20 protein-coding genes are annotated in these 15,816 nt (G+C 68.3%); 9 read left to right on the top strand and 11 right to left on the bottom strand.

Features of this window, described 5'->3' with window-relative positions; genetic code table 11:
• The first annotated feature begins 8 nt into the window (after window positions 1-8).
• Entirely contained in the window at window positions 9-683 is a 675-nt protein-coding gene (gene rpiA, locus LPA46_RS07180) for a ribose-5-phosphate isomerase RpiA (protein WP_230891961.1), read from the top strand.
• 43 nt (window positions 684-726) lie between these two features.
• Here rpiA and LPA46_RS07175 read toward each other — a convergent pair whose 3' ends face one another.
• Window positions 727-894, bottom strand: coding sequence for a DUF1931 family protein (locus tag LPA46_RS07175; RefSeq protein ID WP_058984427.1), 168 nt, complete (start codon window positions 892-894; stop codon window positions 727-729).
• 248 nt (window positions 895-1,142) lie between these two features.
• Here LPA46_RS07175 and LPA46_RS07170 point away from each other — a divergent pair, with 248 nt between their 5' ends.
• Window positions 1,143-1,292 (top strand): DUF7563 family protein, encoded by a 150-nt coding sequence (locus tag LPA46_RS07170; protein WP_169793417.1) that lies wholly within the window; start codon window positions 1,143-1,145, stop codon window positions 1,290-1,292.
• A gap of 38 nt (window positions 1,293-1,330) precedes the next feature.
• A complete protein-coding gene (locus tag LPA46_RS07165) occupies window positions 1,331-1,588 on the top strand; it encodes a GIY-YIG nuclease family protein (protein ID WP_230889771.1) in 258 nt (85 codons plus the stop codon).
• On the opposite strand, the gene LPA46_RS07160 is transcribed toward LPA46_RS07165, so the two are convergent.
• Entirely contained in the window at window positions 1,589-2,143 is a 555-nt protein-coding gene (locus LPA46_RS07160) for an NADPH-dependent FMN reductase (protein WP_442908219.1), read from the bottom strand.
• Window positions 2,144-2,243: 100 nt separating this feature from the next.
• Here LPA46_RS07160 and LPA46_RS07155 point away from each other — a divergent pair, with 100 nt between their 5' ends.
• A complete protein-coding gene (locus LPA46_RS07155) occupies window positions 2,244-3,614 on the top strand; it encodes a phosphoglucomutase/phosphomannomutase family protein (RefSeq protein ID WP_230889773.1) in 1,371 nt (456 codons plus the stop codon).
• Here the strand turns inward: LPA46_RS07155 and LPA46_RS07150 are convergent.
• The 3 genes from LPA46_RS07150 to LPA46_RS07140 are packed head-to-tail and all read right to left on the bottom strand — an operon-like array spanning window position 3,606 to window position 5,309.
• The gene (locus tag LPA46_RS07150; protein WP_442908216.1) at window positions 3,606-3,974 is read right to left on the bottom strand and encodes a GNAT family N-acetyltransferase; all 369 of its coding nucleotides are present in this window, start codon (window positions 3,972-3,974) and stop codon (window positions 3,606-3,608) included. The genes LPA46_RS07155 and LPA46_RS07150 overlap by 9 nt on opposite strands.
• Window positions 3,975-4,002: 28 nt before the next feature.
• Entirely contained in the window at window positions 4,003-4,200 is a 198-nt protein-coding gene (gene samp2, locus LPA46_RS07145) for a ubiquitin-like small modifier protein SAMP2 (protein ID WP_230889774.1), read from the bottom strand.
• A 47-nt stretch (window positions 4,201-4,247) separates the two neighbouring features.
• Complete coding sequence (locus tag LPA46_RS07140; RefSeq protein WP_230891959.1) at window positions 4,248-5,309, bottom strand: bactofilin family protein; 1,062 nt, start codon at window positions 5,307-5,309, stop codon at window positions 4,248-4,250.
• A gap of 157 nt (window positions 5,310-5,466) precedes the next feature.
• Between LPA46_RS07140 and LPA46_RS07135 the strand changes: the two genes are divergently transcribed.
• Window positions 5,467-6,438, top strand: a complete 972-nt coding sequence (locus tag LPA46_RS07135) for a replication factor C small subunit (protein ID WP_230889776.1) — start codon at window positions 5,467-5,469, stop codon at window positions 6,436-6,438.
• 42 nt (window positions 6,439-6,480) lie between these two features.
• Here LPA46_RS07135 and LPA46_RS07130 read toward each other — a convergent pair whose 3' ends face one another.
• Window positions 6,481-7,464 carry a glutathione S-transferase family protein gene (locus tag LPA46_RS07130; protein WP_330166326.1) on the bottom strand — a complete coding sequence of 328 codons (984 nt, stop codon included), beginning with the start codon at window positions 7,462-7,464 and terminating at the stop codon, window positions 6,481-6,483.
• A 57-nt stretch (window positions 7,465-7,521) separates the two neighbouring features.
• On the bottom strand, window positions 7,522-8,124 hold the full coding sequence (locus tag LPA46_RS07125) for an outer membrane protein assembly factor BamB family protein (RefSeq protein ID WP_230891958.1): 603 nt from the start codon (window positions 8,122-8,124) through the stop codon (window positions 7,522-7,524).
• Window positions 8,125-8,241: 117 nt separating this feature from the next.
• Between LPA46_RS07125 and alaS the strand changes: the two genes are divergently transcribed.
• Window positions 8,242-11,025, top strand: coding sequence for an alanine--tRNA ligase (gene alaS / locus LPA46_RS07120; RefSeq protein ID WP_230891957.1), 2,784 nt, complete (start codon window positions 8,242-8,244; stop codon window positions 11,023-11,025).
• Between the two features lie 9 nt (window positions 11,026-11,034).
• Here alaS and LPA46_RS07115 read toward each other — a convergent pair whose 3' ends face one another.
• Window positions 11,035-12,219, bottom strand: a complete 1,185-nt coding sequence (locus tag LPA46_RS07115) for an HD domain-containing protein (RefSeq protein ID WP_230891956.1) — start codon at window positions 12,217-12,219, stop codon at window positions 11,035-11,037.
• 231 nt (window positions 12,220-12,450) lie between these two features.
• On the opposite strand from LPA46_RS07115, the gene LPA46_RS07110 reads away from it, so the two are divergent.
• Together LPA46_RS07110 and LPA46_RS07105 are read left to right on the top strand one after the other, a co-directional pair.
• Window positions 12,451-13,140, top strand: a complete 690-nt coding sequence (locus tag LPA46_RS07110; RefSeq protein WP_230891955.1) for a type 1 glutamine amidotransferase — start codon at window positions 12,451-12,453, stop codon at window positions 13,138-13,140.
• A gap of 132 nt (window positions 13,141-13,272) precedes the next feature.
• A complete protein-coding gene (locus LPA46_RS07105) occupies window positions 13,273-14,220 on the top strand; it encodes a phosphotransferase family protein (protein WP_230891954.1) in 948 nt (315 codons plus the stop codon).
• Here LPA46_RS07105 and LPA46_RS07100 read toward each other — a convergent pair.
• Together LPA46_RS07100 and LPA46_RS07095 are read right to left on the bottom strand one after the other, a co-directional pair.
• A complete protein-coding gene (locus LPA46_RS07100; RefSeq protein ID WP_230891953.1) occupies window positions 14,217-14,588 on the bottom strand; it encodes a thiol-disulfide oxidoreductase DCC family protein in 372 nt (123 codons plus the stop codon). The genes LPA46_RS07105 and LPA46_RS07100 overlap by 4 nt on opposite strands.
• 43 nt (window positions 14,589-14,631) lie before the next feature.
• Window positions 14,632-15,141, bottom strand: a complete 510-nt coding sequence (locus LPA46_RS07095) for a cupin domain-containing protein (protein ID WP_230891952.1) — start codon at window positions 15,139-15,141, stop codon at window positions 14,632-14,634.
• 96 nt (window positions 15,142-15,237) lie between these two features.
• On the opposite strand from LPA46_RS07095, the gene LPA46_RS07090 reads away from it, so the two are divergent.
• Complete coding sequence (locus LPA46_RS07090; protein WP_230889785.1) at window positions 15,238-15,555, top strand: 4Fe-4S dicluster domain-containing protein; 318 nt, start codon at window positions 15,238-15,240, stop codon at window positions 15,553-15,555.
• A 40-nt stretch (window positions 15,556-15,595) separates the two neighbouring features.
• Here the strand turns inward: LPA46_RS07090 and LPA46_RS07085 are convergent, their stop codons facing one another.
• On the bottom strand, window positions 15,596-15,757 hold the full coding sequence (locus LPA46_RS07085) for a DUF6757 family protein (RefSeq protein WP_230889786.1): 162 nt from the start codon (window positions 15,755-15,757) through the stop codon (window positions 15,596-15,598).
• Between the last annotated feature and the right edge of the window lie 59 nt (window positions 15,758-15,816).

The raw sequence follows: 15,816 nt of genomic DNA, 5'->3' as shown, positions 1-15,816 counted from the left end.
CTACGGGTATGAAGAACACGGGCGGCAGCGACGCGGCGAAGCGACGCGCGGGCGAAGCGGCAGCCGACGACGTCGAGGACGGGATGGTCGTCGGGCTCGGGACGGGGAGCACGGCAGCGCACGCGATTCGCGCCATCGGCGAACGCGACCTCGACGTTGAGGGCGTACCGACGTCGTACCAGTCCCGCCAGCTCGCCATCGACGCGGGGATTCCGTTGACGACGCTGGAGGAGGCGTCCGTCGACCTCGCTATCGACGGCGCCGACCAGGTCGCGGGCACGGACCTCGTGAAGGGCGGCGGCGCGGCGCACGCCCGCGAGAAGTACGTGGACGCCAGCGCGGACCGGTTCGTCGTCGTCGCGGATCCCTTGAAGGAAGTGGACGCGCTGGACTACCCCGTGCCAGTCGAAGTACTGCCGGACGCGCAGCCGGTCGTCGCGGAGCGCGTGCGCGCGCTCAACGGGGAGCCCGAACTCCGCGCCGCCGAGCGCAAGGATGGCCCGGTGGTGACGGACAACGGCAATCTCGTGCTGGACTGCGAGTTCGGCGCGCTCGACGACCCCGGCGAAGTGGCGGCGGCGCTGTCGGAACTCCCGGGCGTCGTCGAGCACGGCCTGTTCGTCGGGCTGGCCGACGCTGTCTACGTGGGGACCGAGGACGGCGTACGGGTCACAGACGCGTAGCTACGGGGCGTGGCGTCGCAAAAAACGAAAGGGTCGAACCTAGTTACAGGTCGCGCGGCTGGACGGTCTTGCGACCGTTGGACTCGGCGCGAGCCGCGGCGTCTTCGAGGAGCTCCGACACTTCTTCGTCGAGCGCCTCGTAGAAGTCGGAGGCAACGTTCTTGTCGTCGAGTTCTTCCTTCACAGCGGCCTTGACGATGAGGTCTGCCATACGACCTGGTTTTTTCCTCGCCTCCTTATAAGGCTTCCCATAAGACGCGGCCGTAGCGGCTACTCACGCCTTCCTACAGGCGCACGCGCGGTGAATCCTGTCGGCGAGCCGCGGCGTTCGCTCGCACGAAGCCGGGAAGGAGAACTCAGATTCGAATTTGGCCAAATTTTGTTCGAAATTGGGAAAACCCACTTATTCGAGTGTGGTGTACCTTCACACACTGGCCACCCGCGCCAGGGACCACGATAATGCCCCGCTGTGACCACTGCGACGCCCACGTCTCCGAGAACTTCGCGCGCGTGTTCGCCGACGAGGACGGTCGCCTCCACGCGTGCCCGAACTGTGCGGCGAACGTCGGCATCGCCGAAGTGTCGAAAGACCGCGCCCGCCGGGCCTGACCGAAACGCAGTCCTATCCGAACGCCCTCGCTTCGGGCGTGCACTACGTCTACGTGGTAGAGTGCAGCGACGGCACTTACTACACGGGCTACACGACGGACGTCGAGCGCCGCGTCGCCGAACACGACGCCGGCGACGGCGCGAAGTACACGCGCGGCCGCACCCCCGTCACCCTCCAGTACGTCGAATCCTTCGAGACAAAATCGGCGGCGATGAGCCGCGAGTACGAACTCAAGCAGCGCTCGCGCCGGCAGAAAGAGCGGCTCGTCGCCGAGCAGGACGATCCGTGGCCGTAGTCAGCGCTCGGCGAGTTCCCACCGGTAAGCGGCGTCGATAACAGCGTCAGCAACTTCGTCGAGCCGGGCAGCGAGGTCGTCGTCGGTGAGGACGCCGTCCTCGAAGTACCGCGAGGCGTTCCGGATGCCGACCTGCTCGGGAACGACGTCGGCGTGGACGCCCCGCATCGTGATGCGCATGTGGTCCAGCGGCGACGCGATGGTGCCGCCGCCAGCCACGACGACGAGGCCGACGGACGTGTCCTCGTACTCGTCGAACCCGCAGTAGTCGTGGAAGTTCCGGAACGTCGAAGAGTAGCTACTGTGGTAGTTCGGCGACCCGACGACGACGGCGTCGGCGGCCCGCACGCGTTCAAGCAGCGCTTCGGCGTCGCCGGCGTCCGCAATATCGCGGTCGGGGTCGTACAGCGGCAGGTCGGCTGCGCCGAGGTCGACGTGGTCGGTGTCGGCGCCCGCGCGCTCGGCGCCGTCGAGTGCGTGCTCGACGGCCCGGCGCGTGTAGCTGGTGGCGCGTTGGCTGCCGGTGACGCCGACGACCAGCGGTGTGAAGTCCATGTGCCCGCGTTCGGTGGCGGACGGATAAAACTCGACGTGGTCGTCCGGGCTCACCGCGGGGACCGCAGGGATTTTGACGCGACGCAGCGACGCCCCGGACATGGACGGCATCTCCTTCGGGACGGACGGCTGGCGGGCGACACTGGACGTGTTCACGAGCGGGCGCGTCCGCTCGGTCGCACAGGCTACCGCGGACTACCTCGCCAACGAGGGTCACGCCGGCGAGACTGTCGCGGTCGGCTACGACGCCCGCGAGACGTCGGAAGGGTTCGCCGAGGACATCGCGGGCGTGCTCGCGGCGAACGGCTTCGACGTGCTGTTGCCCGAGCGCGACTGCCCGACGCCGCTGGTCGCGCACGCCATCGTGGAGCGCGACCTCGCGGGCGCGCTCGTCGTCACGGCCTCGCACAATCCACCCGAGTACAACGGCGTGAAGTTCATTCCCGAGGACGGCGCGCCCGCGCTCCCCGAGGTCACGGAGGCCATCGAGGCGAACCTCCGCGAGCCCGTGGAGGGCCCGTTGCAGGGCGACGTCCGCGAGGTCGACCTCGTGACGCCGCACGCCGAGCACTGCCGCGACCTCGTGGACGCGGACCTCTCCGGGCTGACGGTCGTCTACGACGCGATGCACGGGAGCGGGCGCGGCGTCACCGACGCCCTCCTGAAAGCTGCCGGCGCGGAGGTGATTCGGGAGCGCTGCGACCGCGACCCCGAGTTCGGCGGCACGCCCCCGGAGCCCGACGAAGCCAACTTGCAGGGGCTCGCGCTCGCGGTTGACCAGCACGACGCGGACTTCGGCGTCGCCAACGACGGTGACGCCGACCGCGTCGCCGTCGTCACGCCCGAGCGCGGCGTCCTCGACGGGAATCGCTTCTACGCGCTCGCGTACGACTACCTCCTCGAAAGCGATACTGGGCCCGCAGTCAGGACAGTGTCGACGACGTTCCTCGTGGACCGCCTCGCCGACGTCCACGACTGCGAGGTCGTGGAGACGCCGGTCGGCTTCAAGTGGGTCGCCGACGCGATGGGCGCCCACGACGCCCTCTTCGGCGGCGAGGAGTCCGGCGGGTACACGATGCGCGGGCACGTCCGCGAGAAGGACGGCGTATTGATGGCGCTGCTCGCGGGCGCGGCAGCCAGCGAGCGCCCGCTCGACGACCGCCTCGACGCCATCGCCGACGAGTTCGGCGACATCCACCAGGACAAGGTAAGCGTCGACTGCCCGGACGACCGCAAGGCCGCGGTCCTCGACGAACTCGAAGACCGGCTCCCCGACGAGATCGCCGGCGTCCTGGTCGAGCGCGTCAACGACACGGACGGCTTCAAAATTCTCTTAGAAGACGGCTCCTGGCTGCTCGTCCGGCCCTCCGGCACGGAGCCGAAGATGCGGGTGTACGCGGAGGGCGACAGCCCAGAGCGCGTCGACGACCTCCTCGCGGCGGGCCGCGACCTCGTCGAGCCGCTAGTCTAGAATTCCACGATACCGGTCGCCTCGTTTCTCGCAGTCGAAACCTAATGAATCGTAGAACGGCTTCACGCTCCGGTCGAAGTCCGCCGTCAGCGGCGTCCACTTGCCGGCGGCGTGCTCGACGAGCGCGGTGCCGATGCCGTCCGCGCGTCGGCGCCGGCGTACTGCGATTGCCTCGATGTGGACTCCCTGCTCCCTACCGACGGCGACGAGCGCACCGACGATGCGGTTGTCGTCGTCCGCGACGACGACCGTACCGGCGTCGATGCGTCGCTGTGCGGTCTCGCTGGGGAGTTCGAGATTCGCGCCGTCGAGCACGCGCATCACGCCGAGGTGGTCGCGGGTCGACGCTCGGCGAACCACGATACCGCGCGGTCCCGCCGTCGGCACGCTACCCACCCCGGATGAGCCGCAGCACGCGCACGTGCTCGGCGTCGACGGGCTGGTCCTCGGGGACCGGCGTCCCGTCGACCATCACCGAGACCTCATGCGGGCTGAGGTCGACTGCTTCGAGGAGGTCGGCGTACGTCTCGTCGGTCACGTCGAACTCGTGGGTGTCGTCGCCGACCACCTCGACGGTCACGCGCATGAGTGCTGGTAGCCGGCGGGCGGCCTTAGGCGCCGCGATTGTGGCGGTCAGGCCGTCGATTCAGCGTCGTCGGCGCGGCGACGGCGGACGTGCTGGTAGCCCGCGACGGTGAGGCCACCGAGCCCGAACAGCAGCACGACGAACTCGATGAGGCCGCCGAGGAACGGCGCGTAGCTGACGACGTGGATTGCGAGCACGCCGGCCAGGAGTGCGAGCCAGCGGCTCTCGCGGTTGGCGAGTCCGAGTATCCACTCGCCGACGGCGTACGCGCCCCAGACGTACGAGAGCGCGAGGACGAGCGCGTAGAGGAACATCCCAACGACGGCTATCGGGATGCCGACGATGGTGAACAACAGCAGGACGAAGACGAACGGCGCGCCGACGAGCGTGAGGAAACCCGCGCCGAGCGTGCGTAGCGGCGAGTTTGCGGTGGCGTCGGCGACGGTCGCGGAGGCGCCGGGGAGCGCGACCAGCAGGAGCGCGCCGACGAACAGCGTGAGCGCGAGGAAGTACAGCGTCACGAGCCATCCCGCGATATTGGGAAGCACGGAGACCTGCATTGAGCCGAGGTCGGGGTCGTGACGGACCTCGCCGCCGACGGTGGCGCCGTCGGCCTGCGTGAATTCGCCGTCGTAGACGAAGTCGCCGCCGACCGAGGCGGTCGAGGTCAGCGTGACGCTCCCAGCGCCGACCCGCACGCTCCCGTTGACCGTGCCGGCGTGGGTGAACGAGCCCGCGCCGGCTTTCACGTCACCGCGGACGACGCCGGTTTCGGTGATGTCGATGCTGCCGCCGGCGGCGTCGACGCTGCCCTCGACGGTCCCGGCGATGCGAATCGAGCCGGCGGCTCCCCCGAGGTTGCCGGTGACGGTGCCGGATTCGGTGATTTCGACGGTCCCGGCGAACGCTTCGAGGTCACCCTGGACGGTGCCGCGGACGACGACCGTGCCGGCGGTCGCCTGCAGACCGTCGGTAACTGTCTGTCCTTCCTCGACGACGATGGTGCCACCGGCCTGGTCGTCGGCGGCGACGACACCGGCGAACGTCGAGATTGCGAGGACCGCGACGAGGGCGACCGCGAGCGCACGGCGGGGAGTGGAGGGACGCATGGTCGACCTGTCACCCCTCACGGACTTAACTTTAGGTGTGGGTCGAAGCCGTAACACGTCCGTTTTGCGGGCGTGTCGAGGGTTACAGTGCGCAGGTGCCGAGGCGACTGCTCGCCGTCTCGCGGCCTTTAAGGCCGGGTAGGGCCTGAGTGTGCGTATGGCAGACGCCGCCGGCGGTCGGCAGGAAATCTGGGTGGAGAAGTACCGACCACAGAGGCTCGAAGACGTCGTCGGGCACCCCTCGATTACCGAGCGCCTCCAGAGCTACGTCGACCGCGACGACCTCCCGCACCTCTTGTTCGCGGGGCCTGCAGGCACCGGGAAGACCACCGCCAGCATCGCCATCGCGAAGGAAATCTACGGCGACGACTGGCAGGACAACTTCCTCGAACTGAACGCCAGCGACGAGCGCGGCATCGACGTGGTTCGGGACCGCATCAAGGACTTCGCGCGCACGTCGTTCGGCGGCTACGACCACCGCATCATCTTCCTCGACGAGGCGGACGCACTCACCGACGACGCTCAGTCCGCGCTGCGCCGCACGATGGAGCAGTTCTCCGAGAACACTCGCTTCATCCTATCCTGTAACTACTCCTCGAAGATTATCGACCCGATTCAGTCCCGCTGTGCGGTGTTCCGGTTCTCGCCAATTAACGACGACGCGGTCGCCGCCCACCTCCGCGACCTCGCGGACCGCGAGGACCTCGAGTACACCGACGACGGCATCGACGCGCTCGTCTACGCCGCGGACGGCGACATGCGCCGCGCCATCAACGCCCTGCAGGCGGCCTCCGCGACTGGCGACGTCGTGGACGAGGAGACTGTCTTCGCCATCACGGCGACCGCCCGCCCCGAGGAAATCGAGGACATGGTCACGGAGGCCATCGCGGGCGACTTCACGGCCGCGCGCTCGACGCTTGACGACCTCATCTCGAACCGCGGGCTCGCCGGCGGCGACATCATCGACCAGGTCCACCGCTCAGTCTGGGAATTCGACGTCGAGGAAGCGGCCGCAGTCCGGCTTCTCGACCGCCTCGGCGAAGCCGACTACCGCATCGCGGAGGGTGCCAACGAGCGCGTCCAACTCGAAGCACTGCTCGCGTCAGTCGCGCTGAACGCTCGCGAGTAGGACTGCGTGCGCGGCGGCCCGAACTTCGACGGCGAGGAGTAACTACTGCTGGAGGTCCGCGGGCGGGCCGCCCGGCAGGTCGTCCCGGCCGTGGGGCGCGAAGAAGTCCGGATTCGGGCCCGTAGGGACGAGACGCTTCGGGTTGAGGTGGCCGTGGCTGCGGTAGTAGTGCTGCTTGACGTGGTTCATGTCGAGCGTGTCCGCGACGCCCGGTAGTTGACAGAGTTCGCGGAGGTACGGCCAGAGGTTGTCGTAGTCGACGATGCGGTTGCGGTTGCACTTGAAGTGCGTGTGGTAGACCTCGTCGAAGCGGTACAGGGTCGTGAACATCGCGATATCGGCTTCGGTGAGCACGTCGCCCGCGAGGTAGCGCTGGTCGGCGAGGAGGTCGTCGTAGTGCGCGAGCGCCTCGAAGAGGTCGTCGACGGCGTTGTCGTACGCGCGCTGGCTGTCCGCGAACCCCGCGCGGTAGACGCCGTTGTTGATGGGGTCGTAGATGTCCTCGATGAGGCGGTCGACCTCGTCCTGATAGCCCTCGGGGTAGAGGTCGACGTCGCGGGTCGCGAAATCGTCGAAGGCGACGTCGAGCATCCGCATGATCTCCTCGCTCTCGTTGTTCACGATGGTGTCGGCTTCCGTGTCGTAGAGCACGGGCACGGTGACGCGGCCGGTGTATTCGGGGTCGGCCTGCGCGTACACCTCGCGGAGGTACTCCAAGCCGAAGAGGTGGTCGGGGGTCGCGCCGGGCTTGTCGGGGTCGAACTCCCAGCCCTGGTCGTAGCGCACGGGGTCGACGACGCTGACGGAGACGGCGTCCTCGAGGCCCTTAAGCGCGCGCGTGAGCAGCGTCCGGTGCGCCCACGGGCACGCGTAGGAGACATAGAGGTGGTAGCGCCCGGACTCGGCGGGGTAGTCCTCGCCCACCCAGTTGCGGAACGTCGTCTCCTCGCGCTCGAACTCGCCGCTCTCGCCGTGCTCTATCATCTCCTCCTCGGTGCGCCACTCACCATCCACCATGCGTCCCATACGCGGGGACAGACGCGCCGGCCGTTTAGCCGTTGAGGGCGCGGCCCGTCTCGCCGGCTACACGAATGCGCGCACGGAGTTGTCGTACATCGCGCCGGCCTCGTCCTTGATGCAGATGCCGGCGTACAGCACGTCGTCGACGACGATTGGCGCGCCGTACGTGAGGTGGAAGACGTTCTCCGTGAGCTCGAACTGAACCTCTCCCGTTTCGGCGTTGAGCGCGAACAGCTGTTCGCTGCCGACGTACAGCCTCTCGCCGCCGACCGCCATCCTCGTCAACTGAGTGCAGTCGCTGGTGGCGCGCCAGTCCTCGTCGCCGGTGTCGTCGTAGGCCACGATGTCGTCGACGATGAGGACGAACAGCCGGCCGTCCGCGACTGCGGGCTCGCGGAGCGTGTAGATGCCGTCAACGAACCCCTCCCAGACCTTCGTGGGGTCGCCGACGACGCCGCTGGCGTTCGAGTTGTGACCGGTGTGGGCCGGCGTGTAGCCGTACGTCGTCCAACTGGCGTCGCTGGACAGAGAGATTTCGTGCCCCGATTCGGTGGACTGGCTGGGAGGACCCGGGGCCTCCGCGGGCGCGGTGCAGCCGGCGGTCGCGGCCGCCGCTGCGCCGAGTGCGCCGAGGAGGGCACGCCGCGAGAACCGACGGTTGGGCATGGTAGCGCGATTACGGCGTAGCAGCCGTAAGCCTGACGCTCCCCGGAGAACGGCGACTTCGGTGCCACGAGTCAGCCCCGGAACTGTTTTACTCGTCGGTCGGCCATCATACTGGTAATGAGCGACCTCGAGTCGGAGTACCGCCTCGACTACTTCGAGGAGGAGGACTTCGAGCGACGGGAGTGCACGGAGTGCGGGGCGCACTTCTGGACGCGCGACCCGGACCGTGAAACGTGCGGCGAACCCCCCTGCGAGGACTACCAATTCATCGACGACCCTGGGTTCGACGACGAGTACACCCTCGAAGAGATGCGCGAGCGGTTCCTCTCGTTCTTTGAGGACCACGACCACGAGCGCATCGACCCGTACCCGGTCGCGGCGAACCGGTGGCGCGACGACGTGCTGTTAACGCAGGCCTCGATTTACGACTTCCAGCCGCTGGTGACCTCTGGGCAGACGCCGCCGCCCGCCAACCCCCTCACCATCAGCCAACCCTGCATCCGGATGCAGGACATCGACAACGTCGGGAAGACGGGCCGGCACACGATGGCGTTCGAGATGATGTCGCACACGGCGTTTAACGCCCGCGAGGACACCGACGAGGAGTACGCCTACGAGGGCGAAGTGTACTGGAAGGAGGAGACGGTCGCGTACTGCGACGAGTTCTTCGTCGACATGGGCGCCGACCCTGGGGAAATCACGTACATCGAGGACCCGTGGGTCGGCGGCGGCAACGCCGGGCCCGCCTTCGAGGTCATCTACAAGGGGGCGGAGCTTGGGACGCTGGTCTTCATGTCGATGGAACAGGACCCCGAGGGTGACTACGAGATGAAGGACGGGAACCGCTACAGCCCGATGGACACGTACATCGTGGACACCGGCTACGGGCTGGAGCGCTGGACGTGGGTGAGCCAGGGCACACCCACCGTCTACGAGGCCATCTACCCGGAGACCATCGAGTTCCTGAAAGAGCAAGCGGGCATCGAGCACACCGAGGAGGAAGAGCAGCTCGTCCACCGTGCGGCGAAGCTCGCGGGCCACCTCGACATCGACGAGGCCGAGGACATCGAGGCGGCGCGGGACAACATCGCCGACCAGCTTGGCGTCGAGACTGAGCGGCTCCTCGACCTGCTGCGTCCGCTCGAGGACATCTACGCCATCGCGGACCACTCCCGGACGCTGGCGTACATGTTCGGTGACGGTATCGTGCCGTCGAACGTCGGCACGGGCTACCTCGCGCGCATGGTGCTGCGCCGCACGAAGCGCCTCGTGGACAACGTCGGCGCGGACGTGCCGCTGGACGAACTCGTGGACATGCAGGCCGAGCGCCTTGACTACGAGAACCGCGACACCATCCGCAGCATTGTCCGTAGCGAGGTCGAGAAGTACGCCGAGACGCTGGAACGCGGCGGCCGGAAGGTCCGCCAGCTCGCCGAGGAGTACGCCGAGCGCGGCGACCCCATCCCAACCAGCGAGCTCATCGAGTTGTACGACTCCCACGGCATCCAGCCGGACATGGTCGAGGACATCGCCAGCGAGGTCGGCGCGAGCGTCGACGCGTCCGACGACTTCTACTCGCTGGTCGCCGAGCGCCACGACTCCGCGGAGGCGCTCGAAACCGAGGAGAGCGAGGACGAACGCCTCGACGACCTCCCGGAGACGGAGGCGCTGTACTACGACGACCCCTACCGCTCGGAGTTTGAGGCGGTCGTCCTGGACGTCTTCGAGCGCGAAGAGGACGGCGAGGAGGTGTACGACGTGGTGCTCGACCAGACGATGTTCTACCCCGAAGGCGGCGGGCAGCCGGCCGACCACGGCACGCTGGCGACGGATGATCAGTCCGTCGACGTCGTGGACGTCCAGAAGCGCGACGGCGTGGTGCTCCACCGCACCACGGACGACCCCGGGAAGGGCGAGTTCGTGCGCGGCCAAATCGACATGGAGCGCCGCCAGCGCCTGATGGCTCACCACACCGCGACGCACGTGGTCGTCCACGCTGCGCGCGAGGTGCTCGGCGAGCACGTCCGGCAGGCGGGCGCGCAGAAGGGGACGGAGAGTTCCCGCATCGATGTTCGGCACTACGAGCGCATCGACCGCGAGACGGCCAAGCGCATCGAGCGCGTCGCCAACGACATCGTCCGCGAGAACACGAGCGTGCAGCGCGAGTGGCCCCACCGCCACGAGGCCGAGGAGAAGTACGGCTTCGACCTCTACCAGGGCGGGATTCCGGCAGGCGAGAACATCCGCCTGATTCACGTCGCCGAGGACGTCCAGGCCTGCGGCGGGACGCACGTCAACCGCACCGGCGAAATCGGCGCTATCAAGCTGCTGAACACCGAGCGCGTGCAGGACGGCGTCGAGCGGCTGACGTTCGCCGCGGGCGACGCCGCCATCGAGCACGTCCAAGAGTTAGAGGACGACCTGCTGGCGGCCGCGGAGACGTTCGACGTGGCACCCTCGGAAGTGCCCGAAACGGCCGAGCGGTTCTTCACGGAGTGGAAGGAGCGCGGGAAGACCATTGAGGACCTCAAAGAACAGGTCGCGGAGGCGCGCGCCTCCGGCGGCGCCGGCGGCGAGGAGGTCGAGGTCGCGGATACGACGGCAGTCGTCCAGCGCCTCGACGGCGACATGGACGAACTCCAGGCGACGGCGAACGCGCTCGTGGCCGAGGGCAAGATAGCGGTCGTCGGCTCCGGGCAGGACGGCGCGCAGTTCGTCGTCGCGGTGCCGGAGGGCGTGCCCGTGAACGCGGGCGACGTCGTCGGCGAACTCGCGAGCATGGTGGGCGGCGGCGGCGGCGGCCCGCCGGACTTCGCGCAGGGCGGCGGCCCCGACACGGAGAAACTCGACGAGGCGCTGGAAGCCGCACCGGAGATTCTGCGGGAAGTCGCGAGCGCGTAACGGCGCGCGCTACTGTTCTGAGGTGTCGCCGACGCCGTCGAGGCCGAGCACGCGCTCCGCCGCAGCGGCGACTTCGGGGACGTGTTCGTCGGGCGCGTAGACGCCGAAGCGCCACTGCACGCGCTGGGACTCCTGGAGGCCCTGCACGAGCGGGGATTGCTGGTCGAGCGGCCGGATTTCGTCACCGACGACGACGCGCACGGAGGACTCGGGCATCGACGGGTGGCCGGGGTTGTCCACGACGACCTCGCTGTCGGGGACGCCGGCGGTGTCGGCAATCTCACGCTCGAACGCACGGACGGCCGCGTGGTCGGCGTCCACGACGTCGCCGGGGACGTCGCCGCGTTCGGCCCAGACGGCGCGCTTATAGAGGTCGCGTTCGGTGATGCGGCGGGCGGCGTCGGCGGTGGCGTCGTGCTCGCGGAGCGCGCCCAGTAATTCGGCGTCGGTCATGCGCGCGAACGACTCTGGGTCGACGGCAGCGGTGTCGAGGAGGCGTTCGCCCGCGCGGTCGAGCATTGACCCTGCGATGCGGGAGACGTGGTGGCGGTAGACGGTTGCGTTCATGAGTGCGCGCCCCACGAGTAGGGATTCGGCGGTGGCGACGTTGCCCTCCGCGAGCACGAGGTCGTCGCCGCGGAAGGTGAGCGCGCGCAGCAGCCGGCCGTAGTCGATAGTGCCGTAGGGGACGCCGGTGTGGTGGGCGTCTCGCACGAGGTAGTCCATCCGGTCAACGTCCAACTCTCCCGCGACGAGTTGGCCGAGTTTGCCGTCGCCGCGGACGGTCGCGGCGACCCGGTCCGGGTCGAGGCCGTGGTCGCACAGCACGTCGCCGATGTCGCCGTCCACGAGGAGATGGGCGACGTCGTCGTGGTGGCGGCCGAGGTGGCGCTGGATGATGCCCTCCGTCTGGTGGCCGTAGGGGCCGTGGCCGACGTCGTGGAGGAGGGCGGCGGCGCGGACGGTGTCGGCACGCGCGCCGGTGACGTCGAGGTGGTCGAGCGCGCGGTCGGCGAGGTGGAAGACGCCCAGGGAGTGCTCGAAGCGCGTGTGGTTCGCCGAGGGGTAGACCAATCGAATCGTCGAGAGCTGCTTGATGTGGCGCAGGCGCTGGACGGGCGGCGTGTCCAGCAGGGCTTCGGCGACGCCGTCGACCTCCACCCAGTCGTGAACGCTGTCCTTGATGGCGCGCATCCTACGTCCGAGGAGGGGGCGAGCGCACCAAAGGTGGTTCGGAGACGTCGCGAACGTTTGCGTCGTTCCGTAGCGTTCTGTTCTAATACGTTAGCCGTTACCACGCAGCGCATCGTACAGTCCGACTACCGACGGGAGAGGCGGAGACGTCTTGTCATCCCCGTCCCCGACACTGCGACAGGACGTGTGGGTGCCGAAACGCCTTTTGACCGCGGTCGACTTCGAACTGCCATGAGCCGGCCACGCGTCGCGTTGCTGAACGCGGCCCACGACCCGACCGACACCACGCGGAACTTCCGCCGCGAACTTGACGCGGAGCTCGTGGAGTTCCACGCCGCCGACGGCGACCTCCCTGAGAGCCACGATTACGACGGCGTGGTCGTGACGGGGTCGCGGTCGTCGGTGTACTGGGACGAGGACTGGATCGACTCGCTCGTGGCGCACGTCGCGGACTGCCACGACGCGGGCGTCCCCGTCCTCGGGATCTGTTTCGGCCACCAGGTCGTCGCGGCGGCGCTGGGCGGTCGCGTCGACGGCATGGGTGAGTACGAAATCGGCTACCGGAGCGTCGAGCGCGTCGCCGACGACCCGCTGTTCGACGGCATTGACGAGACGTTCACCGCGTTCACCACGCACTCGGACGCGGTCGTGGAACTGCCGCCGGGCGCGCAGTTGCTCGCGGAGAACGACTACGGCGTCCACGCGTTCCGCCTCGGCGAGTCGGTGGGCGTCCAGTTCCACCCCGAGTACGACACCGAGACCGCCGCGGACGTCACCACGCGGAAGGACGACCTCGGCGACGAGCGCAAACAGGACGTACTGGACGGCATCACACCCGAGAACTACGCGGCGGCCTGCGAGGCGAAACGACTGTTCGAGAACTTCACGCAGTCGCTGGTCCAGCCGAAGGCCGCGGACTGACGCGGCTCTCGCGGGACACGCGGCGAGCAGGCCACGATGGCCCTCGCGTGCCGGTACCAGCCCCGAACTGTTACGGTAGTCCGGTGAATCCGTCCGAGTACGTTCTCACGGTTGTAGCTGCAGCACTGCGCTGTGGGCGACCGGCCGCTGCACGTCACGCGGCGGACTCTCATGACTGAACACGTCCACGACCGACTCGACGCAGCGTTCGACGAGCACAGTATCGGCCGCCAACTCCACGCGGTGCCGCCCCACGAGGTGTGCGAGGTACGGGTGGACGGCCAGCACGCCGTCTATAAGGGCGACACCGGGCCGACGGGGAGCGCGAGCACTGAGGGACGGGTCACGCGGTTCGTCGGCGAGTACACGACCGTCCCCGTTCCGGACGTGCTGTCGGTAGGCGGCGACTACTTCGTCGCCGCGTGGCACCCGGATGCGCCGGCACCCGACGGCGACCAGCGGGCGGACGAACCGTGGGCACGAGCGGCGGGCAGCGGGATCGCGATCCTCCACGAGGAGACTGCAGCGCACCTCGACGGCTACGGGTCCCTCCAGTTCGAGGACGAGACCCCGCATGCCGTGAAGTCGGACTGGCGAGCGGCGGCGATCGCGTACGTTCGTCGGCGTCGACCACTTCTCGCGGACCACGGGCACGCGGACGTCGCAGACGCCGTTCTCGATGCCCTCCGAGCTAACTCGGGCCTGTTCGGGAACGCCGGCGACCCAGTCTGCTGTCACGGCTGGTGGTCACCCGAGCACGTCGCGGTCGAAGGCGGCGACGTGACGTGTGTCGTCGACTTCGAGCACGCGATTGCTGCCCCCGCCGGATTCGACTACTGGCGGACCGTTCTCTCGGTATTCGATGGTGACACACCACAGCGGGCGTTCCGAGACGGCTACGAGCGGGTACGGCCGCTTCCCGAGGACTTCGACCGGCAGCAGTCGCTGTACGCCGTCCTGCACACCGTCTACTTCTTCGAGTCGCTGTACGTCCAGAATCAGCACGGTCCCGACGCCACGGCGTCCCACGCGAACGCGCTGCGGGACCACGTGTTCGAGGCGCTGTCCGGCCTCGATTAACGCCGGGCGGGCGGCTCGTCGCGGACGATTTTCCCGAGGAGGTCGCGGTTGTTCGCGCCCCAGCGGTAGAGTCGCTCGCGGAGGTTCTCGTAGCCCGGCACCTCGCGCAGCACCGCGAAAATCGGTTCGAGCACCGGGAAGTCGTGAGCGAGCGTGCGCTCGATGGCGGCGCCCCCGGAGTAGACGGCGTCGGCGGTGAGCAGGTGCGCGGAGCGCTCGTAGTCGGCGGGGAGCCGCGCGAGTTGGTCCGGGGAGAGCTCGGAGAACCCCACGATTTCGACGTCGCCGTGGCGCTCGGCGAAGTGCGCACACCACGTGCAGAACCCGCAGTCGTCGTCGAAGACCAGCCGCGGCGGATGCTCGGACATATCTCTACCTACGAACGGGGACACAAGAAAACCGTCGGCCGCGTCAGTCGAAGCGCCCGGTGACCGCGCCACAGGCCTCGCAGACGGCGCGAATCTCGGAGTGGTCGTCGGCGAGTTCGATTGTCTGGGTGGTGGTCTCCCCGCAGTCCTCGCACTCGCGGAGAATCTCGGTGTCGCCGGCCTCCTGTGGCGCGCCGATGGCGAGCGCGCGGACGCGCTCGTCGCCGCGGTTGACGCCGCGCTGGAACTCGCCGGGGCCGAAGCGCACGAGTTCGCCCGCGCTGACTTCCACTTCCTCGGTGCTGGCGGGCTCCTCGTCGGGCGTGGCGGACTGCTGGACGTCGAGCGTCTCGAAGGTGACCGTGCCGGCGAGCACGTGGAAAATCTCCTCCTGGTTCTCGTGGCTGTGGAGGCCGTACGCGAAGCTGTCGCCCGCGTCGAGTTCGTAGTAGTTGAGCGCGGCGTTGGCTGCGCCGAGCGCGTCCGTCAGCGGGACGTTCCGGTCGGCGGGCCCCATCCGGGAGTCGAGGTCGTCGAGGCGGACTTTTCGCATGTACGCAGCGACGCCGCGAATTCGGATAAGCCTGACTCGTCGCGCGCGAACGTGATACCCGCGGGGTTGATACTGCCGGGCGCCCGAATCGTGGGTATGGCAATCGACCCGCAGTTCCACGAGAACCGTGAGCAGGTGGACACGCACAAGGGCCACGATGTCTGGGGGCCAGTCGACGAACCGGAGAAACTCGGGATTCACGGCACGCACGTCGCCGTCGACTTCGACATCTGTCTGGCGGACGGCGCCTGTCTGGAGGACTGCCCGGTGGACGTCTTCGAGTGGGTGGACACGCCCGGCCACCCCGAGTCCGAGCGGAAAGCCGACCCCGCCAACGAGTCCCAGTGCATCGACTGCATGCTCTGCGTGGACGTCTGTCCGGTCGACGCAATCGACGTCGACCCGAGCCGATAAGGAGGGCGTCAGTTAGCGGGCGGAACCGGTGCGGGGGTCGCTACGACCGTTCGATTTCGAGCTGCTCTCGGAGCTGCTGGAGGGCTTCGCTGTCGGACAGCTCGTCGAGCCGCTCCTGGAAGTGCTCCTCGCAGACGCCGACCTTCAGGCCGCCCTTCTCGACGGTGAGGTCCGCGTCCCGGTCGCAGTAGTGACACTGCATACGTCTCCGTTCGGCCCACAACTACCTGAACCTCACGGCACCGGCACGCTTCTGTCAGT

It is taken from the genome of Halobacterium sp. KA-6, assembly GCF_021029015.1.
GTDB lineage: Archaea > Halobacteriota > Halobacteria > Halobacteriales > Halobacteriaceae > Halobacterium.
This window is presented reverse-complemented; position numbering and strand designations above follow the sequence as displayed.

What these genes read in the sequence shown, in the direction of transcription:
- LPA46_RS07095 (WP_230891952.1), bottom strand. Translation starts at nt 15,141, where the DNA reads ATGCGAAAAGTCCGCCTCGACGACCTCGACTCCCGGATGGGGCCCGCC.
- rpiA (WP_230891961.1), top strand. Translation starts at nt 9, where the DNA reads ATGAAGAACACGGGCGGCAGCGACGCGGCGAAGCGACGCGCGGGCGAA.
- alaS (WP_230891957.1), top strand. Translation starts at nt 8,242, where the DNA reads ATGAGCGACCTCGAGTCGGAGTACCGCCTCGACTACTTCGAGGAGGAG.
- LPA46_RS07110 (WP_230891955.1), top strand. Translation starts at nt 12,451, where the DNA reads ATGAGCCGGCCACGCGTCGCGTTGCTGAACGCGGCCCACGACCCGACC.
- LPA46_RS07170 (WP_169793417.1), top strand. Translation starts at nt 1,143, where the DNA reads ATGCCCCGCTGTGACCACTGCGACGCCCACGTCTCCGAGAACTTCGCG.
- LPA46_RS07115 (WP_230891956.1), bottom strand. Translation starts at nt 12,219, where the DNA reads ATGCGCGCCATCAAGGACAGCGTTCACGACTGGGTGGAGGTCGACGGC.
- LPA46_RS07130 (WP_330166326.1), bottom strand. Translation starts at nt 7,464, where the DNA reads ATGGGACGCATGGTGGATGGTGAGTGGCGCACCGAGGAGGAGATGATA.
- LPA46_RS07090 (WP_230889785.1), top strand. Translation starts at nt 15,238, where the DNA reads ATGGCAATCGACCCGCAGTTCCACGAGAACCGTGAGCAGGTGGACACG.
- LPA46_RS07135 (WP_230889776.1), top strand. Translation starts at nt 5,467, where the DNA reads ATGGCAGACGCCGCCGGCGGTCGGCAGGAAATCTGGGTGGAGAAGTAC.
- LPA46_RS07085 (WP_230889786.1), bottom strand. Translation starts at nt 15,757, where the DNA reads ATGCAGTGTCACTACTGCGACCGGGACGCGGACCTCACCGTCGAGAAG.
- LPA46_RS07100 (WP_230891953.1), bottom strand. Translation starts at nt 14,588, where the DNA reads ATGTCCGAGCATCCGCCGCGGCTGGTCTTCGACGACGACTGCGGGTTC.
- samp2 (WP_230889774.1), bottom strand. Translation starts at nt 4,200, where the DNA reads ATGCGCGTGACCGTCGAGGTGGTCGGCGACGACACCCACGAGTTCGAC.
- LPA46_RS07160 (WP_442908219.1), bottom strand. Translation starts at nt 2,143, where the DNA reads ATGGACTTCACACCGCTGGTCGTCGGCGTCACCGGCAGCCAACGCGCC.
- LPA46_RS07125 (WP_230891958.1), bottom strand. Translation starts at nt 8,124, where the DNA reads ATGCCCAACCGTCGGTTCTCGCGGCGTGCCCTCCTCGGCGCACTCGGC.
- LPA46_RS07175 (WP_058984427.1), bottom strand. Translation starts at nt 894, where the DNA reads ATGGCAGACCTCATCGTCAAGGCCGCTGTGAAGGAAGAACTCGACGAC.
- LPA46_RS07155 (WP_230889773.1), top strand. Translation starts at nt 2,244, where the DNA reads ATGGACGGCATCTCCTTCGGGACGGACGGCTGGCGGGCGACACTGGAC.
- LPA46_RS07140 (WP_230891959.1), bottom strand. Translation starts at nt 5,309, where the DNA reads ATGCGTCCCTCCACTCCCCGCCGTGCGCTCGCGGTCGCCCTCGTCGCG.